At 61.3% G+C, this 23,293-nt stretch carries 20 protein-coding genes; 15 read left to right on the plus strand and 5 right to left on the minus strand.

The window, feature by feature from the left end; translation table 11 throughout:
• Positions 1–9: 9 nt before the first annotated feature.
• The 11 genes from nuoK (at position 10) to K6N12_RS11845 (ending at position 12,501) form a co-directional block, all read left to right on the plus strand.
• On the plus strand, positions 10–318 hold the full coding sequence (gene nuoK, locus K6N12_RS11795) for an NADH-quinone oxidoreductase subunit NuoK (protein ID WP_049734055.1): 309 nt from the start codon (positions 10–12) through the stop codon (positions 316–318).
• A 7-nt stretch (positions 319–325) separates the two neighbouring features.
• Entirely contained in the window at positions 326–2,326 is a 2,001-nt protein-coding gene (gene nuoL / locus K6N12_RS11800; RefSeq protein ID WP_097627210.1) for an NADH-quinone oxidoreductase subunit L, read from the plus strand.
• Positions 2,326–3,837, plus strand: coding sequence for an NADH-quinone oxidoreductase subunit M (locus K6N12_RS11805; protein ID WP_097627212.1), 1,512 nt, complete (start codon positions 2,326–2,328; stop codon positions 3,835–3,837). Before nuoL ends, K6N12_RS11805 begins: the two co-directional genes overlap by 1 nt.
• A gap of 18 nt (positions 3,838–3,855) precedes the next feature.
• The gene (gene nuoN, locus K6N12_RS11810; RefSeq protein WP_003587266.1) at positions 3,856–5,301 is read left to right on the plus strand and encodes an NADH-quinone oxidoreductase subunit NuoN; all 1,446 of its coding nucleotides are present in this window, start codon (positions 3,856–3,858) and stop codon (positions 5,299–5,301) included.
• Positions 5,301–6,065 carry a biotin--[acetyl-CoA-carboxylase] ligase gene (locus K6N12_RS11815; protein ID WP_097627213.1) on the plus strand — a complete coding sequence of 255 codons (765 nt, stop codon included), beginning with the start codon at positions 5,301–5,303 and terminating at the stop codon, positions 6,063–6,065. Before nuoN ends, K6N12_RS11815 begins: the two co-directional genes overlap by 1 nt.
• 17 nt (positions 6,066–6,082) lie before the next feature.
• Positions 6,083–7,753 carry a ribonuclease J gene (locus tag K6N12_RS11820; RefSeq protein ID WP_097627215.1) on the plus strand — a complete coding sequence of 557 codons (1,671 nt, stop codon included), beginning with the start codon at positions 6,083–6,085 and terminating at the stop codon, positions 7,751–7,753.
• 2 nt (positions 7,754–7,755) lie between these two features.
• Complete coding sequence (mce, locus tag K6N12_RS11825; protein WP_097627217.1) at positions 7,756–8,160, plus strand: methylmalonyl-CoA epimerase; 405 nt, start codon at positions 7,756–7,758, stop codon at positions 8,158–8,160.
• Between the two features lie 131 nt (positions 8,161–8,291).
• Positions 8,292–8,567, plus strand: a complete 276-nt coding sequence (locus K6N12_RS11830; RefSeq protein WP_097627219.1) for a DUF1467 family protein — start codon at positions 8,292–8,294, stop codon at positions 8,565–8,567.
• A gap of 593 nt (positions 8,568–9,160) precedes the next feature.
• Positions 9,161–10,483, plus strand: coding sequence for a proline--tRNA ligase (gene proS / locus K6N12_RS11835; RefSeq protein ID WP_064838076.1), 1,323 nt, complete (start codon positions 9,161–9,163; stop codon positions 10,481–10,483).
• A 15-nt stretch (positions 10,484–10,498) separates the two neighbouring features.
• The gene (locus tag K6N12_RS11840; RefSeq protein WP_097627221.1) at positions 10,499–11,803 is read left to right on the plus strand and encodes a lipoprotein-releasing ABC transporter permease subunit; all 1,305 of its coding nucleotides are present in this window, start codon (positions 10,499–10,501) and stop codon (positions 11,801–11,803) included.
• A gap of 14 nt (positions 11,804–11,817) precedes the next feature.
• On the plus strand, positions 11,818–12,501 hold the full coding sequence (locus K6N12_RS11845; RefSeq protein WP_097627223.1) for an ABC transporter ATP-binding protein: 684 nt from the start codon (positions 11,818–11,820) through the stop codon (positions 12,499–12,501).
• A gap of 8 nt (positions 12,502–12,509) precedes the next feature.
• Here the strand turns inward: K6N12_RS11845 and K6N12_RS11850 are convergent, their stop codons facing one another.
• Positions 12,510–12,974, minus strand: a complete 465-nt coding sequence (locus tag K6N12_RS11850) for a DUF5680 domain-containing protein (protein ID WP_097627226.1) — start codon at positions 12,972–12,974, stop codon at positions 12,510–12,512.
• Between the two features lie 503 nt (positions 12,975–13,477).
• Here K6N12_RS11850 and dnaE point away from each other — a divergent pair.
• Positions 13,478–16,975, plus strand: a complete 3,498-nt coding sequence (gene dnaE / locus K6N12_RS11855) for a DNA polymerase III subunit alpha (protein WP_097627228.1) — start codon at positions 13,478–13,480, stop codon at positions 16,973–16,975.
• Positions 16,976–17,033: 58 nt separating this feature from the next.
• Here the strand turns inward: dnaE and K6N12_RS11860 are convergent, their stop codons facing one another.
• Positions 17,034–18,290: a L,D-transpeptidase family protein gene (locus tag K6N12_RS11860; protein WP_097627230.1), complete on the minus strand. Its 1,257-nt coding sequence runs from the start codon at positions 18,288–18,290 to the stop codon at positions 17,034–17,036.
• 92 nt (positions 18,291–18,382) lie between these two features.
• Positions 18,383–19,675 carry a DNA polymerase IV gene (locus K6N12_RS11865; protein WP_097627284.1) on the minus strand — a complete coding sequence of 431 codons (1,293 nt, stop codon included), beginning with the start codon at positions 19,673–19,675 and terminating at the stop codon, positions 18,383–18,385.
• Positions 19,676–19,750: 75 nt separating this feature from the next.
• Here K6N12_RS11865 and K6N12_RS11870 point away from each other — a divergent pair, with 75 nt between their 5' ends.
• Positions 19,751–20,338, plus strand: a complete 588-nt coding sequence (locus K6N12_RS11870) for a GNAT family N-acetyltransferase (RefSeq protein ID WP_097627232.1) — start codon at positions 19,751–19,753, stop codon at positions 20,336–20,338.
• Here the strand turns inward: K6N12_RS11870 and K6N12_RS11875 are convergent.
• Complete coding sequence (locus K6N12_RS11875; RefSeq protein WP_097627289.1) at positions 20,313–20,981, minus strand: hypothetical protein; 669 nt, start codon at positions 20,979–20,981, stop codon at positions 20,313–20,315. The two genes, K6N12_RS11870 and K6N12_RS11875, sit on opposite strands and share 26 nt — an antisense overlap.
• An 11-nt stretch (positions 20,982–20,992) precedes the next feature.
• Positions 20,993–21,301 carry a DUF3572 domain-containing protein gene (locus K6N12_RS11880; RefSeq protein WP_097627234.1) on the minus strand — a complete coding sequence of 103 codons (309 nt, stop codon included), beginning with the start codon at positions 21,299–21,301 and terminating at the stop codon, positions 20,993–20,995.
• Positions 21,302–21,433: 132 nt separating this feature from the next.
• Between K6N12_RS11880 and K6N12_RS11885 the strand changes: the two genes are divergently transcribed.
• Complete coding sequence (locus K6N12_RS11885) at positions 21,434–21,805, plus strand: response regulator (protein ID WP_003547430.1); 372 nt, start codon at positions 21,434–21,436, stop codon at positions 21,803–21,805.
• Between the two features lie 18 nt (positions 21,806–21,823).
• Positions 21,824–23,197, plus strand: a complete 1,374-nt coding sequence (locus K6N12_RS11890; protein ID WP_097627236.1) for a PleD family two-component system response regulator — start codon at positions 21,824–21,826, stop codon at positions 23,195–23,197.
• Positions 23,198–23,293: the final 96 nt, after the last annotated feature.

The following is a 23,293-nucleotide window of genomic DNA, read 5'->3' on the forward strand; positions in this document are numbered from 1 at the left end:
ACAAAGAACATGGTCATCGGACTTTCCCACTACCTGACGGTCAGCGCCATCCTCTTCACGCTCGGGGTGTTCGGCATCTTCCTGAACCGGAAGAACGTCATCGTCATCCTGATGTCGGTCGAACTGATCCTGCTTTCCGTCAACATCAACATGGTCGCCTTCTCCTCCTTCCTGAACGACATCGTCGGCCAGGTTTTCGCGCTGTTCATCCTGACGGTGGCGGCTGCCGAAGCGGCGATCGGTCTTGCAATTCTCGTTGTCTTCTACCGCAACCGCGGCTCGATCGCGGTCGAAGACGTCAATATGATGAAGGGCTGAGTGGCTCATGTTCCTCTATAAGGCTATCGTCTTTCTTCCCTTGATCGGTGCGATCGTCGCCGGCCTGTTCGGCCGCGCCATCGGCGCCAAGGCTTCGGAATATGTCACCAGCGGCCTGATGATCATCGCCGCCATCCTCTCCTGGTACGTCTTCTTCACCGTCGGCATGGGCCACGGCGAAGGCGGCCCGATCAAGGTCGAGGTGCTGCGCTGGATCCAGTCCGGCGGCATCGACGTCTCCTGGTCGCTGCGCGTGGATACGCTGACCTCCGTCATGCTGATCGTCGTCAACACGGTCTCGACGCTGGTTCACGTCTATTCGATCGGCTACATGCACACCGATCCGCATCGCCCGCGCTTCTTCGCCTATCTCTCGCTCTTCACCTTCGCCATGCTGATGCTGGTGACGGCCGACAACCTGGCGCAGATGTTTTTCGGCTGGGAAGGCGTCGGTCTTGCCTCCTATCTGCTGATCGGCTTCTGGTTCAAGAAGCCGTCGGCAACGGCTGCGGCGATGAAGGCCTTCATCGTCAACCGCGTCGGCGACTTCGGCTTCGTGCTCGGCATTGCCGGCGTCTTCGTGCTGTTCGGTTCGATCAACTTCGACACGATTTTCGCCAATGCCTCGAACTTCGCCCCGCATGAAGGCGGCGGCGAGGCGAGCGAAGTGATCCTCAACCTCTTCGGCATGCAGCTCGACAAGGCGCATGCGCTGACCGGCGTCTGCCTGCTGCTATTCATGGGCGCCATGGGCAAGTCGGCGCAGTTCCTGCTGCACACCTGGCTCCCTGATGCCATGGAAGGCCCGACCCCGGTCTCGGCCCTCATCCATGCCGCCACCATGGTCACCGCCGGCGTCTTCCTCGTCGCCCGCATGTCGCCGCTCTTCGAACTGTCGCCGGACGCACTCGTCGTCGTCACGGTGATCGGCGCGATCACCGCCTTCTTCGCGGCGACGGTCGGCCTGGTGCAGAACGACATCAAGCGCGTCATCGCCTATTCGACCTGCTCGCAGCTCGGCTACATGTTCGTGGCGCTCGGGGTCGGGGCCTACGGCGCGGCAATCTTCCATCTGTTCACGCACGCCTTCTTCAAGGCGCTGCTTTTCCTCTGCGCCGGCTCAGTCATCCATGCCGTCGATGGCGAGCAGGACATGCGCTACATGGGCGGGCTTTGGCCGCATATCAAAGTTACAGGCGGCCTGATGATCATCGGCACGCTGGCGATTACCGGTGTCGGCATTCCCTTCACGCCGATCGGCTTTGCCGGCTTCTTCTCCAAGGACGTGATCATCGAGGCGACCTATGCTTCGCATTCGCCGGTCGCAGGCTTTGCCTTCTCGCTGCTGGTCATCGCGGCTCTGTTTACGAGCTTCTACTCCTGGCGCCTGATCTTCATGACCTTCTTCGGCAAGCCGCGCGCTTCGCACGAAGTGATGCACCACGTTCATGAATCGCCGCAGGTCATGCTGGTGCCGCTCTATCTCCTCGCGATCGGCGCTGTGCTTGCCGGCGTGATCTTCGAAGGTCGCTTCTACGGCGAGGAATATGCCGAGTTCTGGAAGGGCGCGCTCTTCACCGGCGCCGAGAACGAACTCGTCGAACAGTTCCATCACGTGCCGGCGCTCGTGGGCCTGAGCCCCTTCATCGCCATGCTGCTCGGCTTCGCCCTTGCCTGGTACATGTATATCCGTTCGCCGCAGACGCCGCGCACCCTCGCCAGGCAGCACCGGGTTCTCTATCAGTTCCTGTTGAACAAGTGGTACTTCGACGAACTCTACGATTTCCTCTTCGTCCGCACCGCCAAGGCGCTTGGCCGCTTCCTGTGGAAGAAGGGTGATGTCGGCGTCATCGACACCTACGGCCCGAACGGCGTGGCCGCCCGGGTCGTCGCCGTCACCGACCGCGTCGTCCGCCTGCAGACCGGTTACCTCTATCACTACGCCTTCGCCATGCTGATCGGCATTGCGGCGCTTGTTACCTGGATGATGCTCGGGAGTTCCTTCTGATGACCGATTGGCCTATTCTTACAACGGTCACCTTCCTGCCGCTCGTCGGCGTGGTGCTCCTGCTCTTGATGAACGGCGAGAGCGCGAGCGGCCGGAAGAACGTGCTGTGGATCTCGCTGATCACCACCGTCTTCACCTTCGTCGTCTCGCTCTTCATCTGGATCGGCTTCGACAATGCCAATCCGGGCTTCCAGATGGTCGAGAAGCATGACTGGCTCGGCACCGGCATCGGCTATCATGTCGGCACCGACGGCATCTCCATGCTGTTCATCATTCTGTCTACCTTCCTCATGCCCTTCTGCGTGCTGGCGAGCTGGCTTTCGATCGAGAAGCGCCTGAAGGAATACATGATCGCTTTCCTCATCCTGGAAACGATGATGGTCGGCGTCTTCGTCTCGCTCGATATCGTGCTGTTCTACGTCTTCTTCGAGGCGGGCCTCATTCCGATGTTCCTGATTATCGGCGTCTGGGGCGGCAAGGACCGTGTCTATGCGAGCTACAAGTTCTTCCTTTATACGCTGCTCGGCTCGGTGCTGATGCTGCTCGCCATCATGGCGATGTACTGGCAGGCCGGCACGACCGACATTACCGCGCTGCTCGCCTATAAGTTCCCGCCGGCGCTGCAGACCTGGTTATGGCTTGCCTTCTTCGCCTCCTTTGCGGTGAAGATGCCGATGTGGCCGGTTCATACTTGGCTTCCCGATGCGCACGTTCAGGCGCCGACGGCGGGCTCGGTGATCCTGGCCGGCGTGCTCTTGAAGCTCGGCGGCTACGGTCTGATCCGCTTTTCGCTCGGCATGTTCCCGGTCGCATCCGATTATTTCGCGCCGTTCGTCTTCGCGCTGTCGGTCATCGCCATCATCTACACCTCGCTGGTGGCGATGATGCAGGACGACATCAAGAAGCTGATCGCCTATTCCTCGGTGGCGCACATGGGCTATGTCACCATGGGCATTTTCGCCGCCAACATGCAGGGTGTTCAGGGCTCGATCTTCCAGATGCTCTCACACGGCATCGTCTCCGGCGCGCTCTTCCTCTGCGTCGGCGTCGTCTACGACCGCACCCACACCCGGGAGATCAACGCCTATGGCGGCCTCGTCAACAACATGCCGAAGTATGCCGTCGCCATGATGGTCTTCACCATGGCCAACGTCGGGCTTCCCGGCACATCGGGCTTCATCGGTGAATTCCTGACGCTGCTGGGTGTCTTCCGGGTCAACACCTGGGTCGCGCTCTTTGCCGCCACCGGCGTCATCCTTTCGGCCGCCTATGCGCTCTGGCTTTATCGCCGGGTGATCTTCGGCGCGCTCGAGAAGGAAAAGCTGAAGGCGCTGCTCGATCTCTCCAGACGCGAACAGCTGATCCTCTACCCGCTGGTCGCACTGACCATCTTCTTCGGCGTTTACCCGGCCCCGGTCTTCGATGCGACGGCCGCCTCGGTGGATCTGCTGGTCAACAACTACACGGCCGCCGTGCACGCAGCGCAGAATATTGCGCTGTCTATGAATTGATGACGGGACTTATCGGACATGACCGCTGAAACAATTCTCCTCAGTCTGCATCTTTCCGCGCCGGAGCTCATCCTCGCGGTCGGCGCCCTTGTCCTGTTGATGGTCGGCGTCTTCTCAGGCGAGCGGTCTGGCCTCGTCGTCACCGGCCTCGCCATCGTCCTGCTGCTCGCCGCCGGTCTGTGGCTGCTCTTCGTGCCGGCGGAAGGCCTTGCCTATGGCGGCGTCTACATGGCCGACGGCTTCTCGCGCTTCATGAAGCTGGTAGCGCTCATCGGTTCACTGGTTGCCCTGTTCATGACGATGGGCCATGCCAGGGAAAATCAGCTCGACAAGTTCGAGTTCCCGGTTCTGCTGGTGCTGGCGACCCTCGGCATCCTGCTGATGATCTCGGCCAACGACCTGATCTCGCTCTATCTGGCGCTGGAACTGCAGTCGCTGGCGCTCTATGTCGTTGCCGCGATCAACCGCGACAGCCTGAAGTCGACCGAAGCCGGTCTGAAATATTTCGTCCTCGGCGCGCTTTCCTCCGGCATGCTGCTCTACGGCATGTCGCTGGTCTACGGTTTTACCGGCCACACCCACTTCTCCGAGATCGCCCAGGCGCTTTCGGTCGAGGGTGCGCGTTCGCTCGGTCTGATCTTCGGCCTGGTCTTCATCCTCGCCGGCATCGCTTTCAAGATCTCCGCCGTTCCCTTCCATATGTGGACGCCGGATGTTTATGAAGGCGCGCCGACGCCGGTCACCGCCTTCCTGGCCGCAGCCCCCAAGGTTGCCGCCATGGCAATGATGACCCGCATCGTCATCACTGCCTTCCAGCCGGTTCTGGCCGACTGGCAGCAGGTCGTCGTCTTCATCTCGATCGCTTCGATGCTGCTCGGCTCCTTTGCCGCGATCGGCCAGAAGAACATCAAGCGGCTGATGGCCTATTCCTCGATCGGCCACATGGGCTATGCGCTGGTCGGCCTTGCCGCCGGCAATCAGACCGGTGTTTCCGGTGTCATGCTCTACATGGTCATCTATATGGTCATGACCCTCGGTACCTTTGCGATCATCATGTCGATGCGCCGCAAGGACGGCACCGTGGTCGAGGAGGTCAACGATCTCGCCGGCCTCTCCACCACCAACCCGTTCATGGCGGTGGTGCTGACGGCGCTGATGTTCTCGCTTGCCGGCATTCCGCCGCTCGCCGGCTTCTTCGCCAAATACTTCGTCTTCGTCGCTGCCATTGAAGCCAAGCTGTATGCGCTTGCCATCATCGGCGTTCTCGCCTCGGTCGTCGGCGCTTACTATTATCTGCGCGTCATCAAGCTGATGTGGTTCGATGAGGCGACCGGCGAATTCGCCCGCGTCTCCGGTTCGTTGCGTCTGGTCTTCGGTCTCTCCGGCCTCTTCGTCACCGCCTATGTCCTAATCGGCGGCCCGATCGGCGGCGCGGCAGAGCTGGCCGCCGCGACGCTCTTTTGATGGCTTCCGACGGACGGCGCCGGATATCGCTCGGCGATTTCAGGCACGAGGCTCTGTCGGAAACATCGTCCACCAACAGCGAATGCCTTGCCCGGGCTCGGGCGGGCGACGGCGGCAATCTCTGGGTGACGGCCGAACGGCAGACCGGCGGACGCGGCCGCCGCGGCCGGCTCTGGGTGTCCGAACGCGGCAATCTTTACGCCTCTCTATTGCTGATCGATCCGGCGCCGATGGAGCGCCTGAGTTCCCTGCCGCTTGCCGTCGCCGTTGCCGTGCACCAGGCGATCCGCCATGTGCTGCCGCCGGGCGCCGAGCCGCTCGAGGTCAAATGGCCGAACGACATCCTCATCGGCCGCAAGAAGACCTGCGGCATTCTCGTCGAAGGCGAGAGGCTACCGGACGGCCGTTACGCTCTGATCGTCGGCATCGGAATCAATGTTTCGGTCATGCCGGATAATCCGCTCTATCCCGTCACTTGCCTGCGTGACCATGCAAGTGCGGCGTCGCCGGAAGAACTCTTCGCCCATCTCTTCGCGGCGATGGCGGATGTGCTTGATCAATGGGACGAGGGCCGGGGCATCGCCGAGATCACAGCACTCTGGCGCGCGATCGCCTGCGGCATCGGCGAAAAGATCACGGTGAATTTGCCGGACAGATCGATTTCCGGACAATTCGCCGGAATTGATGATAATGGCTTGTTGATGCTCGATACCGGCACTGGCAGGATAATGCCCATTGCTGCCGGTGATGTGTTTTTTGGATAGCGGAAAAAACGAAAATTATGGCGAAACAGGACGAGTTGGTATTCCTGCCTCTGGGCGGCGTTGGCGAGATCGGCATGAATCTCGCTCTTTATGGCTACGGCCCGCCCGAGCATCGCCAATGGATCATGGTCGATTGCGGCGTCACCTTTCCCGGCCCCGACCTGCCGGGCGTCGACCTCGTGCTGCCCGATATCCGCTTCCTCGCCAGTGAGCGCAAGAATCTCAAGGCGATCATCATCACGCATGCGCATGAAGACCACTATGGCGCGCTCGCTGATCTCTGGCCGGGCCTGAACGTGCCGGTCTATGCCTCGGGCTTTACCGCTGGTCTGCTCGAAGCCAAGCGCAATTTCGAAAAGGCCAGGATCGGCGAAGTGCCGGTGACGCCGTTCAAGGCGGGCGACACGATCAATGTCGGCCCCTTCAGCATCGAAGGCGTTGCCGTCAACCATTCGATCCCCGAGCCGATGTCGCTGATGATCCGCACGCCGGCCGGCAATGTCATCCATACCGGCGACTGGAAGATCGACCACGAGCCCTCGCTTGGCCCCCTGACCGATGAGACGCGGTTCCGCCAGCTCGGCGACGAGGGCGTGCTGGCGCTGATGTGCGATTCCACAAATGCGCTGCGCGACGGTGTTTCGCCCTCCGAAAAGGATGTCTCGGAAAGCCTGCGCAAGATCATCGAAGATGCCGAGGGCCGGGTGGCGATCACCACCTTCTCGTCGAATGTCGGGCGCATCCGCACCGTCGCCGAGGCGGCCGAGGCGGCTGGCCGCGAAGTGCTGCTGCTCGGCAGCTCGCTGAAGCGGGTTGTCGACGTCGCCCAGGATATCGGCCTGATGGAGGGCGTGAAACCCTTCATCTCCGAGGAAGAATACGGTTACATCCCGCGCGATAAGGTCGTCGTCATCCTGACCGGCAGCCAGGGCGAGGCACGGGCAGCGCTTGCCAAGCTCTCCCGCGACGAGATGCGCAATGTTGCCTTTGCGGCAGGCGATATCGTCGTCTTTTCCTCCCGCGCCATTCCCGGCAACGAGAAGGCGATCCAGGACATCAAGAACGGCCTCGTCGAGCAGGGCGTACACATCATCACCGATACCGAGGCGCTGGTTCACGTTTCCGGCCATCCCCGCCGCAACGAGCTGCAGCGGATGTATGAGTGGACGCGGCCGAAGATCGTCGTGCCGGTGCATGGTGAGGCGACGCATCTGACGGCGCATAAGGAACTTGCCGAGCAATCCGGCATCGCCATCGTGCCGAGGGTGCGCAACGGCGACATTCTGCGGCTGGCACCCGGCCCCGCCGAGGTGATCGGCCAGGCGCCGCATGGCCGCATCTACAAGGACGGCTCGCTGATCGGCGATTTCGACGAGATGGGGATCGGCGAGCGCAAGAAGCTCTCCTATGTTGGCCATGTCGCAGTCAGCGTCGTGCTCGACGCCCGTTATGACATCGTCGGTGATCCCGATCTCGTTTCGATCGGCCTGCCTGTCTACGACGACGAGGGCGAAGAGATGGAAGATACGCTCTTCGATGCGGCGATCAGTGCTATCGAAAGCATTCCGCGCGCCCGTCGCAAGGATATCGACATGGTGCAGGAGGCCGTGCGCCGCGCTATCCGCGCCTCTGCCAACCATGCCTGGGGCAAGAAGCCGATTGTCACCGCCTTCGTCACCAAGGTCTGACCATGCTTGGCCGGGTAAACCACATCGCCATCGCCGTTCCCGATCTGGAAGCGGCGACGGCCGCCTATCGCGACACGCTGGGTGCTGCCGTATCGCAGCCGCAGGCTCTGCCGGAACACGGCGTCACCGTCGTCTTCGTCGAATTGCCGAACACGAAGGTCGAATTGCTGCAGCCGCTTGGGGAAACCTCGCCGATCGCAGCCTTCCTCGAAAAGAACCCGTCCGGCGGCATGCACCACATCTGTTATGAGGTGGACGATATCCTGCTTGCGCGTGATCGGCTGGTCGCGGCCGGGGCGAGGGTGCTCGGCGACGGCCAGCCGAAGACCGGCGCGCATGGCAAGCCGGTGCTTTTTCTGCATCCCAAGGATTTCTTCGGCACGCTGATCGAACTCGAACAGGCGTGAAGCCTGCGGCAGAATGCCCTCAAGGCGGCCAAGCGCTTCATCGGCTTTGAGTTGGCTGCCATTCCGCCGTATAAGGGCGCCTAGCTCAAAGTGACAGAACGTCTGTCGGCGCGACACCACCGGGAACCCCAATGCTCCAGATATTTCTTCAGGGATTTGCCGTCTACTTCATCATTTGGTGGATGACGCTTTTCGCTGTCCTGCCGATCGGTCTGCGCACCCAGGCCGAGGACAATGATGTCGTGCTCGGCACCGTTCCAAGCGCGCCGAGCCGCTTTCGTGCCGTCTTCACCTTTTCGCTGACGACGCTGATCTCGGCTCTGGTCTACGGCACCTGGTATGTCTGCGACACCTATTTCGGCTGGGGCTTCGATGCCCTTCCACAACTCGGGCCGAGCTTCTATTAAGATCAAACTTTTGCCCAAACTTTGGGCATATGTATATCATTAAAAAGCGACCTTCGTCATACCAGCGTCATGGTGTTGCGGCAAAAGAGCTGCCGTTACGGAATGAGCATCATTCCCTTACGGTAGTTGGCTGGATTTTTGGGGTCGGATGAAGCCGAAAAGCCAAAAAAAAACAAGGCTAAAAGCCTTGTTTTAAGTATCGCGTGATCTGTAACCGTTGCCGGGGCAGCGACGAGCGCGCCTAAGATCTGATCCTCCCAAGACTTGACCGCGAATTCGGCAAGAATTTATCCTTCCTGCCTGTTTTGTGAGCTAAAGCTAGCTCAAACATTGGGCTTTGTCATTAGCTTTTTTTGCATTTTTGCTACACTCTAGCAAAATTTTTCTGTTGACAAGATTTTCGTTTAAGTCCTTATAAACACGCGCTTTTTCATGCCCTGTCATTTTGCGGGGCCGAACATGCGCGTGCGGGAGGTTGCCGGCATCAGTTGCGGGTTTCCTTCCTGCCGCGAAGCGGCTATGAACGCTCCCGACATTAACCATTGTCTTTCGATTCCGCCTGCTGCGGGATCTCAACTGCTTCGGAATCCGCCATGCGTCTGTCCCGCTATTTCATGCCCATCCTCAAGGAAAACCCCAAGGAGGCGGAAATCGTCTCCCACCGGCTGATGCTGCGCGCCGGCATGATCCGCCAGCAGTCGCAGGGCATCTATTCCTGGCTGCCGCTCGGCAAACGCGTGCTCGACAAGGTCAACGCCATTATTCGCGACGAGCAGAACCGGGCCGGCGCAATCGAGTTGTCCATGCCGACCCTGCAATCGGCCGAACTCTGGCAGGAAAGCGGCCGCTACGACGCCTATGGCAAGGAGATGCTGCGCATCAAGGACCGCCAGGATCGGCCGATGCTCTATGGTCCCACCAATGAGGAGATGGTGACGGATATTTTCCGCTCCTCGGTCAAATCTTATAAGGACCTGCCGCTCAATCTCTATCACATCCAGCTGAAGTTTCGCGACGAGATCCGTCCGCGCTTCGGCACGATGCGCTCGCGCGAATTCATGATGAAGGATGCCTATTCCTTCGATCTGACGCGCGAAGGGGCGGAGCATTCCTATAACAAGATGTTCGCCGCCTATCTCAGAACCTTCGATCGGCTCGGCCTGCGCGCCATTCCGATGCGCGCCGATACCGGCCCGATCGGCGGCAATCTCAGCCACGAATTCATCATCCTCGCCGATACCGGCGAATCCGAGGTCTTCTGTCACAAGGATTTCGTCGGCTTCGATATTCCCGACGACCGCACTGATTTCGACAGCGTCGAGGGCCTGAAGTCGATCTTCGACAAGTGGACCTCGCTCTATGCGGCGACTTCGGAAATGCACGACGAGGCGGCCTTCAACGCCGTCCCCGAAGGCGAGCGCCTGTCGGCGCGCGGCATTGAGGTCGGCCACATCTTCTATTTCGGCACGAAATATTCCGAGGCGATGGGCGCGAAAGTGCAGGGCCCCGACGGCAAGGAACACTTCGTTCACATGGGTTCCTACGGTATCGGCCCGACACGCCTTGTTCCCGCCATCATCGAAGCATCGCATGACGACAACGGAATCATCTGGCCGGCCTCGGTCGCGCCCTTCGATATCGTGGTGATCAACATGAAGGCGGGCGATCAAGCCTGCGACGATACTTGCGAGCTGATCTATGCGGCGCTCACCAAGGCCGGCAAGGATGTGCTCTACGACGATACCGACGACCGGGCCGGCACGAAATTCGCGACCGCCGACCTGATCGGCGTACCCGTCCAGATCATCGCCGGCCCGCGCGCGGTCGCCAACGGCGAGGTCGAAGTGAAGGACCGCAAGACTGGCGCCCGCGAAACGATGACCATCGAAGCGGCGATCAACAGGTTCGTGGCTTAAGGAAACGGAGGCGAAATGGCAGAGGCAGCAGTGGACCGGAGTTCGAAATCCGGCTTGGGTCCGGCTGGCAAGCCATTTTCCACTTTCGAACGCCTCGTGGCGTGGCGCTACCTGCGCGCCCGCCGCAAGGAAGCTTTTATCTCAGTGATCGCCGGCTTTTCTTTCGTCGGCATCATGCTCGGTGTTGCGACGCTGATCATCGTCATGGCCGTCATGAACGGCTTCCGCACCGAGCTCGTCTCGCGCATCCTCGGCATCAACGGCCATATGATCGTCCAGCCGTCCGATGGCCCCTTCACCGATTATGCCGACCTTTCCAGCAGGCTCGCTGCCGTACCGGGAGTGAAGATGGCGCTGCCTTTGGTGGAAGGCCAGGTGCTCGCCTCCGCCCAGGCCGGTGGTAGCACCGGCGCGCTGGTGCGCGGCGCCCGCGCCGAGGACCTGACCAAGCTCAAGACGATCTCCGGGAACATCAAATCCGGCGACATGGTCGGTTTTGCCTCCGGCCAGGGCGTGCTGATCGGCACCGGCATGGCCAACCAGCTCGGCCTGAGCGTCGGCGACCTCATCACTCTGACCTCGCCGGATGGTGACATTACACCGATGGGCGTCAGCCCGCGCGTTAAGTCCTATAAGATCTCCGGCCTCTTCGAGATCGGCATGTCGGAATATGATTCTTCGATCATCTTCATGCCGCTCGAGGAAGCGCAGCTTTATTTCAATGCCGAGGGACTGGTGCAGTCGATAGAGCTTTTCGTCGATCACCCCGACGATATCGACACTCTGCGGCCCAAGGTGGAGGAAGCGGCCGGCCGCCAGATCAACCTCACCGACTGGCGCCAGCGCAACCAGACCTTCTTTTCGGCGCTGCAGGTCGAGCGCAACGTCATGTTCATGATCCTGACGCTGATCGTGCTTGTCGCGGCTCTGAACATCATCTCCGGCCTGATCATGCTGGTGAAGGACAAGAGCAGCGATATCGCCATTCTGCGCACCATGGGCGCCAGCGCCGGCGCGATCATGCGCATCTTCTTCATGACCGGGGCGGCGATCGGGATCGTCGGCACTGTTGCCGGCGTGCTGCTCGGCGTTCTCGTCTGCGTCAACATCGAATCCATCCGTCAGTTCTTCTCCTGGATTTCAGGCACGGTGATCTTCAATCCGCAGGTCTATTTCCTCAGTCAGCTGCCGGCCGAGATGCAGCTCAGCGAAACGATCTCGATCGTCATCATGGCGCTGACGCTCTCCTTCATCGCGACCATCTTTCCGGCCTGGCGCGCGTCCAGGCTCGATCCGGTGCAGGCCCTGCGCTACGAATAAGGAATGCCGCCTTTATGAAACGCAACGTCGTTCTCAAGCTTACCGGCGTCGAGCGCCATTACGGGCAGGGCGATACGCTGCTGCCGATCCTGAAGGGCGCGGATTTTTCGATGTCGAAGGGCGAGATCGTCGCTCTCGTCGCTCCCTCCGGCACCGGCAAATCGACCCTGCTGCATATCGCCGGCCTGTTGGAGCATCCGGACGGCGGTGAAGTCAACATCAGCGGCCATGCCTGTGACGGCCTGAGCGATGAGAAACGCACCGCGATCCGCCGCAGCGAAATCGGCTTCGTCTACCAGTTCCACCACCTGCTGCCGGAATTTTCCGCACTTGAGAACATCATGATGCCTCAGCTAATCGCCGGGCTGTCCTGGAAGGAAGCCGGAGAGCGGGCCGGCCAGCTTCTCGATTACATGCGCATCGGCCACCGCGGCGCCCATCGCCCTGGCGAACTCTCCGGCGGCGAGCAACAGCGCGTGGCGATCGCCCGGGCCGTCGCCAATGCGCCGACCCTGCTGCTTGCCGATGAGCCGACCGGCAATCTCGACCCGGAAACGGCAAGCTACGTCTTCGATGCGCTGGAGGCGCTGGTGCGCCAGTCCGGCCTCGCGGCCCTCATCGCCACCCACAATCACGAACTCGCCCGCCGCATGGATCGGCGTGTGACTATCTCGGATGGCAAGATCGTCGATTTCTGAAACTGAGGTCAGGGGATGACTAGCCCGCCGCGATAATCGAGCATATAGGCTTTCCGGTCATCGACCATGATGCATTCATTGCCGCTGAACCGCTCGCAGTTCCCTTCGCTGTGATCGATGTAGCGGCCGAACGCATGATCGAATTCCATTCCGCCGAGAAAGCGCCCCTGCTGATACATGGCTGAAAGTGCCGCCTTGATCACCGCGCCGGCGGCAGCGCCGTCGATGAGCTCAGGGACAACGATCCAGCCGAAATAATTCATCACCCAGACAGGCTCCCCGGCAAACCAGACAACCTCCTGTCCCGCGAAATCGGTGCCGCCAAAGTAGCTGTCGAGATAGCGCCAGTCGCCGCACTCATAGCCGATATCGTGGGCACCCGGCCGGCAGGGCACGCGCGGCACACCGCCGCCGACATAGGTCGCAGCCTTGGCCTCCACGACGAATTCATTGAGCATTGCAATGTCGAGCATATCCCGTTCTCCTCTCGGCCGGATGCTGGCAAATATGCTGCGGCATGTAAAGAACAGAAACAGAACAAAAACGGCAAGCAAGGCGGGTCGCTGCGAGAGGCGCACTGCCGTTTGAGTAGCCTGTCCGATCCGTCACCGATCGCGAGAGAACAGGCGCAGCCCATCGTATCGCTTGGCACTCTCATCGATTCGCGATTCGCGTCCTGGATTTTAAAACGCAAGAAAGAAGGAAAAGATTCCTGTTGACAATGGAACATAAATCGAACAAATTGAAAACATAACGAGTAAATGAGAGCCAAATGACTGACATGATCCGTGATATCGCAGCATTCACCTCCATCGCAATGTTCGTCGCCAGCTTCTCGCTCATCGTCATGGCGATCTAAAGTTTTCAGGGGACCGCATGGCCATCATGCGGTCCGCAAGCGGGACTTGTTCTGGACATCATCGCCCTCTATGCCGACAATGCGTCCGACTCATTCGGGTGATTGGGAAGGCATGACATGGCGGATACGGCAAAGGGTTCTACGGGCGAGGCGATCGGCGGCACGCCGGGCTTCATCCACCTGAGGGTCCACTCCGCCTATTCGCTTCTCGAAGGCGCCTTGCCGCTGAAGAAGATCCTCTACAAGGCAACCGGCGACAGCCAGCCGGCGATCGCCATCACCGATACCAACAATCTGTTCATCGCGCTGGAATTCTCCCAGAAGGCGATGGACGACGGCCTGCAGCCGATCATCGGCTGCCAGGTCTCGATCGACATGGAAGACGGGCTGGAAACGGAAAAGCGCGGCGGCCAGCAGGCGCTGGTCAAGCTGCCGTCGATCGTTCTTCTCGCCGCCACGGATGCCGGTTACGAACGACTGGTCGATCTCGTCAGCCGCGCCTATCTCGGCGGTGAAAGCAACCAGGCTATCCATATCCGTGCCTCCTGGCTGGAGGAGGCCGGCACGGAAGGGCTGATCGCCCTGACCGGCGCCCTGACCGGGCCTGTCGACGCGGCGATCAAGGAAGGCCATCCCGCGCAGGGGGAGGCCCGGCTGCTTGTGCTGAAACGTCTCTTCGGCGACAGGCTCTACGTCGAATTGCAGCGGCACGGCACTTACGACAAACGTCACGAACAAAAGATCATCGGCCTCGCCTATAGCAATGACCTGCCGCTGGTTGCGACCAACGAGGCCTTCTTTCCGACACGCGACGATTACGACGCCCATGATGCGCTGATGGCGGTCGCCCACAATGCCATCGTCTCCGACGACAGCCGCTTTCGCCTGACCCCGGACCATTATCTGAAGAGCCGGGCCGAGATGGCCAAGCTCTTCGCCGATCTGCCGGAAGCACTGGAAAACACGATCGAGATCGCCAAGCGCTGCTCCTTCGTGCTGAAGACGCGAAAGCCGATCCTGCCGCGCTTCACCGGCGCGACTGACGACGCCGAGGAGGCTGAACGCGCCGAGGCGAGCGAACTGCGCCGCCAGGCTGTGGAAGGGCTGGATATGCGGCTTTCGACGCTCGGCATGTCACCGGGCTACGAGGAAAAGGATTATCGCGAGCGGCTGGATTTCGAACTCAGCGTCATCGAGCGCATGCGTTTTCCCGGTTACTTCCTGATCGTTGCCGACTTCATCAAATGGGCCAAGCAGCACGACATTCCGGTCGGTCCCGGCCGCGGTTCGGGCGCGGGTTCCCTGGTTGCCTACGCTTTGACGATCACCGACGTCGATCCGCTGCGGTTTTCGCTGCTCTTCGAACGCTTCCTCAATCCGGAACGCGTCTCGATGCCGGACTTCGACATCGACTTCTGCCAGGACCGCCGCGAAGAGGTGATCCGCTACGTCCAGGCCAAGTATGGCCGCGAGCAGGTGGCGCAGATCATCACCTTCGGTTCGCTGCAGGCGCGCGCCGCCCTTCGTGACGTCGGCCGCGTGCTTGAGATGCCTTATGGGCAGGTCGACAAGATCTGCAAGCTGGTGCCGAACAATCCGGCCAATCCGACGCCGCTCTCCAAAGCGATCGAGGAGGAGCCGAAGCTGCAGGAGGAGGCGGCGAAGGAGCCCGTCGTCGCCCGCCTGCTCGACATTGCCCAGAAGATCGAGGGGCTTTACCGCCACGCCTCGACGCATGCCGCCGGCATCGTCATCGGCGACCGCCCGCTTTCCAAGCTGGTGCCGATGTATCGCGATCCGCGCTCGGACATGCCGGTTACCCAGTTTAATATGAAGTGGGTGGAGCAGGCCGGCCTCGTCAAATTCGACTTCCTCGGCCTGAAGACGCTGACGGTGTTGAAGGTCGCCGTCGATTTCGTCGCCAAGCGCGGCATCAAGGTCGATCTCGCGGCCATTCCTCTCGACGACAAACCGACCTACGAGATGCTGTCGCGCGGCGAGACGGTCGGCGTGTTCCAGGTGGAAAGTGCCGGCATGCGCAAGGCGCTGATCGGCATGAAGCCGGACTGCATCGAGGACATCATCGCGCTGGTGGCGCTCTATCGCCCGGGTCCGATGGAGAACATCCCGACCTACAATGCCCGCAAGCACGGTGACGAAGAGCTGGAATCGATCCATCCGATGATCGACCACCTGCTCAAGGAAACCCAAGGGGTCATCGTCTATCAGGAACAGGTGATGCAGATCGCCCAGGTCCTGTCCGGTTACTCGCTCGGAGAGGCCGATCTTCTGCGCCGCGCCATGGGCAAGAAGATCAAGGCCGAGATGGACCAGCAGCGCGAACGCTTCGTCGTCGGCGCCGTCAAGAACGGCGTCTCGAAGCCGCAGGCCGACAATATCTTCGAACTGCTGGCGAAGTTCGCCAATTACGGCTTCAACAAGTCGCATGCCGCTGCTTACGCGATCGTCTCCTACCAGACGGCCTATATGAAGGCGCATTATCCGGTCGAATTCCTCGCCGCCTCGATGACGCTCGACATGTCCAACACGGAAAAGGTCAATGACTTCCGCCAGGATGCCAAGCGGCTAGGCATCGAGGTGATCGCACCCTCGGTGCAGACGTCCTTCCGCCATTTCCAGACCGGCGACAACCGCATCTATTACGCGCTGGCCGCCCTCAAGGGCGTCGGCGAATCCGCCGTCGACCATATCGTCGAGGTGCGTGGCGACAAGCCCTTTGCCGGCATCGAGGATTTCTGCCTGCGCATCGATCCGCGCCAGGTCAACCGCCGTGTATTGGAAAGCCTGATCTTTGCCGGCGCCTTTGATTGTTTCGGCACCGATCGCGCCCAGCTTTCAGCCGGCCTCGACCGCATCCTCGGTTATGCCCAGCGCGCCCAGGAGAACAAGCTGAGCGGCCAGTCGGATATTTTCGGCAGCACGCTGACCTCGGGGCCCGAGAAGATTTCCCTTCCACCGTTTTCGCCCTGGCTTGCCTCCGAGCGGCTGCTCAAGGAATTCCAGGTGCTAGGCTTCTATCTCACCGCCCACCCGCTCGATTCCTACAACAACCTCCTGCAGAAGATGCGGGTGCAGACCTTTGCCGAATTTTCCCAGGCGATCAAACAGGGCGCCTTCAATGCGCGCCTCGCCGGCACCGTCATTTCGAAGCAGGAGCGCAAGACCCGCACCGGCAACAAGATGGGCATCATCGTCTTTTCCGATTCTTCGGGCCAGTTCGAGGCGGTGCTGTTTTCGGAAATGCTCAACCAGTACCGCGACGTGCTGGAGTCGGGAAAATCCTTCGTGCTGACCGCCACCGGCGAGGAGCGGCCGGAGGGGATTGGCCTGCGCATCCAGACGATCCAGTCGCTGGAGGAAAAGTCGCTGCAGATGCAGAAGGCGCTGCGCGTCTATATCAGAGATTCCGGGCCGCTGAAGATGGTCGCCGGCCATCTCAACGCCAGGGGCGATGGCCTCGTTTCCTTCATCGTCATCAAGGAGGAGGGCAAACGCGAGGTGGAAGTGGCGCTGGCTGAGAAATACCGCATCACGCCGGAGATCGCCGCCGCTCTTCGCGCCGCCCCCGGTGTTGTCGATGTCGAGCTTGTCTGATCATCTCGGGGTGATGCACATCACCCTGGGCGATTTGATCATCCCGGGGTGATTGCGATCAACCCCGGGTGATGGTGATGAAATCCGTGCCTTCGCCGGTATCCCGGCCAAGGCCGGTATCGGAGATCGTCAGCGTCGAGCCGGGTGCGATCAGCGCCTCGATCCTGTGCCGGGTCTCCTCCGGGATCGTGATGCGGTTGAGCGACCGGGCGATCGGCCTGCCGCTGACGATCGAGCTTTCCTGATTGGTGACGCCGAGCCGCTTCATCGTCTCGCGGGAGAGATTGTTTTCGAGCGTGATGCCGAGCCAATCCGCCGAACCGGCCTTTTCATCGAGTGCATGCAGCGTGAAGAAATGCGTGCCAAGCGCCAAGCCCTGATCGGCGATCGTCACCGGCGCTTCGAAGATCGGCTTGAACGCCCGGCGCACCATGATGACGCCGTTCGGCGGCTCGCCCTTGCCTGTTGCGGCATAGACCGATTTCAGCAGCGTGTCGGAGATGAGGCTCCTGTCGCCGGCAAATTCCGCCGGCCGCAGCGTCTTGAACGCCTTGATCGCCTGCACGGTCGCCGGCCCGAGCAACCCGTCCGGAACGCCGGCGGAAAAGCCGAGCTGGTTCAGCAGCGTCTGGATGTCGATCACCGTCTCGCGCAACGTGCGGCGGGTGATCAGCATGCTGATCGGTTCGGATGGCCGCTCCGCTTCGGGCGCTGCAACCGGCGGTGCTGCCGGCATCGGCATCGCAGCCGTGTCGTTCATCGCCACCTGCACCGGCGTGCCCGGGCTGTCGGGCATCGAAGGCCGCAGTTCGACATCCGAAAGCAGAAGCATCGGCGCCGGCGCCTGCGGATGGAAAAGGGTCGGATGGTCGATCGGCTGCGGCACCACTTCGCCATCGCTGATGATGACGGGAATGCCGGGCTCGGTCATCCCGTATAGCTTTTTTGCAAAGGCGCCGGGCATGCGCACGCAGCCGTGCGAGGCCGGATAACGCGGCACGGAATTGGATTCATGCAACGCAATGCCCGACCATGTCAGCCTCTGCATGAAGGGCATTGGCGCGTTCGAATAGAGATTGGATTCGTGGTATTTCTGCTTTTCGAGCACCGAGAAGATACCGCTCGGCGTCGTATGTCCGTCCTTGCCGGTCGAGACTTTCGAGGTCGCGACGACCTCGGTGCCGTCATAGACCGCAAGCGACTGCTTGTCCTTCGAGACGATGATCTGCAGCGTGCGCGCGTCCGCGGCCAGAGCAGGGTGCACGAGTGCGGTGGCCGACAGCAAGCCGAGGCCGAAGACGAGACGCGAGAACATGATAGCCAACCATACGCAATACTTGCCCGGCACATTATGGGACGAAGTTTAAGGAAGATTTTATAGGTCGCACGGCGCTCACGCCTCACGCTTTAGTGATCGCGCTTGCCGCTGCCGAAGGTGTAGCCGGTCTCGACGGTGTTCTTGCCGAACTTGTCGCGCAACTTGTCCATCGCCGCTTCGGCGGCCGCCCGCCGGCCCGATTGCCGGTCGATGAGATCGGGCGGATCGGCGCGGGCGGCATCGCCGAGATCGGTGACGCCGATGCCGATCAGCCGGAACTTCGTGCCGTCGGTTTCTTTTTCGAGAAGCTCAAGCCCGACGCGAAAGATCCGGTCGGCAAGCTGGGTCGGGTCTTCGAGCTTGCGGTTGCGCGTGCGTAACTTGAAGTCGGCGGTCTTCATCTTCAGGACCACTGTCTGGCCGGCGATGTCGTTTTTCTTCAGTCGCCAGGAGACCTTTTCCGAGAGATTGCGCAGGATCGGCACCAGATCGTCATAACGCCAGATATCTTCGAAGAAGGTGGTCTCCGATGAAACGCTCTTGGCCGCATCATTGAGATGCACTTCACGGTCGTCGATGCCGCGCGAAAGCCGGGCGAGCCGCTGGCCGATGCTGCCGTAGCGGCGCATCAGGTCGTTTTCCTCCATCTGCTGCAATTGGCTAATGGTGCGGATGCCGTCCGCTTCCAGCGTCGCCGCAAAGGCCTTGCCGACGCCCCAGATCGTAGTGACCGGACGCGGCGCCAGAAACTCGACCGCTTCCTCACGCCCGATGACGGAAAAGCCGCGCGGCTTCTGCAGGTCGGAGGCGACCTTGGCGAGGAATTTGCAATAGGAAAGCCCGACCGACACGCTGATGCCGATCTCCTTTTCGACCCGGCGGGCGAATTTGGCGAGTGTACGGGCCGGCGGATCGTGATGCAGCCTCTCGGTACCGCCGAGCTCCAGGAAGGCCTCGTCGATCGACAGCGGCTGCACCAGCGGCGTCAGATCCTGCATCATGGCGCGCACCTGGCGCCCGACTCGGACGTATTTTTCCATGTCCGGCCGGATGACGATCGCCTGAGGGCAGGCTTCCAGCGCCTTGAACATCGGCATCGCCGACCGCACGCCGTGGATGCGGGCGATATAGCAGGCGGTGGAGACGACGCCGCGTTTGCCGCCGCCGATAATCACAGGCTTGTCGGCAAGATCCGGATTGTCGCGTTTCTCGACGGCCGCATAGAAGGCGTCGCAATCGATATGCGCAAGCGTCAAGGCATAGAGCTCCCGATGGCGCACCAGACGCGGGCTGCCGCAGGACACGCAACGGCGCGCCTCGCCCTTCTGCTCGGCAAGGCAGTCGCGACAGAAGCCGGGTGTCTTGTCGGGCGCGGGCGTCATCATGAGAACAAAGGTTGAACGCCGCGACACTACGCCTTAAGCTTCCGAGTCTCAAGAGAGGCGGGAGCTTTGCCTATGGATAACGATCTTCGTTTCGAACCGGTAACGGCAGAACGCTGGGACGATTTCGAAACCCTGTTCGGGCCGCAGGGTGCCTTCTACAATTGCTGGTGCCTCGCGTTGCGCCTGCCGCATGCGATCAGAACGAAGATGGCGGCCGACGAGCGCAAGGCGCATATGCACGACCGGATCAAGGCCGGGCCGCCGCCGGGCATTCTCTGTTATGCCGGTGGCGCGCCGGTCGCCTGGGTCCAGATCGGGCCGCGCCATGACGTGCCGCAGTTCAATTCTTCGCGCACGGTCTCGCGGCCGTTGGAGGAGGGCGATGCGGACGATCCGTCGATCTGGGCCGTCAGCTGCTTCTTCCTGCTACCGCGCTTGCGCGGCAAGGGCATGAGCCATCGCCTGCTTTCCCTAGCGATCGATCACGCCCGGCGCCAGGGCGCGCGGCTGCTCGAGGCCTGTCCGATCGATCATGTGAAGCAGTCGAAATCGGTGACTCTCTGCATCGGCTCGACGGCGATCTTCGACGCGGCCGGTTTTGAGACGGTGGCTCGGCGCAAGGACGGCCGTCCGCTCATGCGGCTGGAACTGCAGGGCTGAAAGCGCCGGCAAGGAAATGCGCCTCGATCAGCGCGGCGGCATCAGTCCAGTCGCTGACGCGGGTGATGCCGTCGGCGGCCGCCGGCGCGAAACGATGGACGGGAGAGTCGGGCATCAGGTGAATCAGCAGGCAATCGGCAACATGTTCCCTAACGGAATGCAGATTGCGCGCCATATCATCGATGAAGACGACGGGAAGGGAGCGGCTGGCATGCAATGCGTGAACGATCGGCCCCTTAGGCTCTTCGCTGGCAAGCAGTGGAAAAAGCAGGCCGATCCGGTCGAGGAGGCGGCGGCGCTGATCCTGGAACCGCGGCTGCATGGCCGTCAGGAACAGCACGTCGGCGGCCTCAGAAAGCCGGCCGAGCGTTTCGACGACGCGATCGAGCGGCGTCTGCCACAGCTCCTGCGCCTCGAAAAACTCCTCGATCAGTCGGCTGACCTGCTGATCCTCGATCTCCGCGCCATCCGTCTGCGAGACGATGTTGCCGTGGAGCCGGAACGAGCGCGGCAGGAACGCATGACCCTGGCTTTCAAGAAAAAGCTGGAAGGGGCCGATGAACTGCAGCACGACATCGTCGACGTCGCAGACGATCAGCGGCCGTTTGCCGAGCCGGATATGCGAGATATCGAGTTCCCCCATGCCGGTCACCGTCAATATTCCCCGGAATCGAGGCCCGGCGAAGAGAAATGCTGCCAGGCGGCAGTGACCGCTTCCGGGCTGATGCCGCTCGCCGCGCAAAAAGCCATCGCCGTCGGTTCGTGGTTCATCAGGAAATCCATCATGCCGGCGAGAAAGCTGGGGTCGTTGACGGCGCTGCGCACCTGGCCGGGCGCGACACCGGTCAGCGCAAGAAATCGGCCGAACATGTCGGGGTCGTCGGCAAGCCAGCCGAGCACGGCGATCGCGGTCGCGTGCGGGTCGGCGGCCTGTTGTTTCGAAGTCTTGAAGTTGCTTTGCATTTCGAGGGGTAAGTTACCTTTTCTTCAACCAAATGCCGCTAGCGTGCGCTATCGGTTTCACGGAGCTCTTGTCCGCATGTGCCTTTCTCATGGGACGAACCGCTGCGCGAACGGACGTAGGGACAGCTTGTCATGCCCAAACAGGTGATGATTGTAGAAGATAACGAGCTCAACATGAAGCTCTTTCGCGACCTCATCGAGGCGTCCGGCTATACCACGATCCAGACCAGAAACGGCATGGAGGCGCTCGATCTGGCGCGCAAGCATCGCCCCGACCTCATCCTGATGGATATTCAGCTTCCCGAGGTCTCCGGCCTCGAAGTCACGAAATGGCTGAAAGAAGACGACGAGCTGCACGTGATTCCCGTCATCGCCGTCACGGCTTTCGCGATGAAGGGCGACGAGGAGCGGATCCGCCAGGGCGGCTGCGAAGCCTATGTTTCCAAGCCGATCTCGGTTCCGAAATTCATCGAGACGATCAAGACCTATCTGGGCGATGCCTGACGCATCGGAAAGACAGCTATGACTGCGCGAATACTGGTGGTTGACGATATTCCGGCCAACGTGAAGCTGCTCGAAGCGCGGCTGCTTGCGGAGTATTTCGACGTGATGACCGCGGCCGACGGCTACACGGCGCTGGCGATCTGCGAGCGGAACCAGGTCGATCTGATCCTGCTCGACATCATGATGCCCGGCATCGATGGTTTCGAGGTCTGCGAGCGGCTGAAGGCCAGCCGCAAGACCGCCCATATCCCTGTCGTCATGGTCACGGCACTTGATCAGCCGGCCGACCGCGTCCGCGGCCTGAAGGCCGGCGCCGACGATTTCCTCACCAAGCCCGTCAACGACCTTCAGCTGATTTCACGGGTGAAGAGCCTGCTGCGGCTGAAGACGTTGAGCGATGAACTGCGCATCCGCGCCGACACCGCCCATACGATGGGCATCGACGACCTCATGCGGGCAGGCGAGGGCCGTGCCGACGAGACCGGTCAGATCCTGCTCGTCGACGGCCGCGCCAATTCGCAGGAGCGCATCATCAAGGCGCTGAAGCCCGTCGCCGACGTGCTTGCCCTTTCCGATCCGCAGGCAGCGCTCTTCGAGGCGGCCGAAAGCCCGTTCGACCTCGTCATCGTCAACGCCAATTTCGACGATTATGATCCGCTGCGCCTCTGCTCGCAGCTGCGCTCGCTGGAGCGCACGCGCTTTCTGCCGATCCTGATCATCACCGAGCAGGGCGCGGACGAGATGGTCGTGCGTGCGCTCGATCTCGGCGTCAACGACTACATTATCCGCCCGGTCGATCCCAACGAGCTTGTTGCCCGCAGCCTGACGCAGATCCGTCGCAAGCGCTGCAACGACCGCCTGCGCGCCAGCGTCAAGCAGACGATCGAGCTTGCCGTGACCGATCCGCTGACCGGCCTTTATAACCGGCGCTATCTCGACAATCACCTGAACGTGCTCTTCAACCGTTCGATGGCGCGCGGCCGGCCGCTTTCGGTGCTGATCACCGATATCGACCGCTTCAAGCAGGTGAACGACACCTATGGTCATGACGGCGGCGACGAAGTGCTGCGGGAGTTTGCCAATCGTGTCCGCTCGACCATTCGCGGCGCCGATCTCGCTTGCCGCTACGGCGGGGAGGAATTCGTCGTCGTCATGCCGGATACCTCGCCGGAAATTGCCGCCGCTGTCGCCGAGCGCCTGCGGGCGGCCGTCGAAAACGCGCCCTTCAGGCTGAAACACGCGGGAGAGGCGCTGAATGTCACCGCTTCCTTCGGCATCGCGTCGCGCGTCGGTTCGGTGCTGACCCCGGATCAGCTGATGAAGCAGGCCGATCTTGCGCTCTACGAAGCCAAGAATACCGGCCGCAATCGCGTCGTCGCTGCCGCGGCCTGACGAATCAGCTGTCGCCTTATGTGCCGTTTATGGGTTTTCCACCGTGGTAAGCGGACTATTACCGATTTTTAATGCTCGCCCACACAGCGCGGCGTG

This window comes from Rhizobium redzepovicii (genome assembly GCF_019793435.1).
Lineage (GTDB): Bacteria > Pseudomonadota > Alphaproteobacteria > Rhizobiales > Rhizobiaceae > Rhizobium > Rhizobium redzepovicii.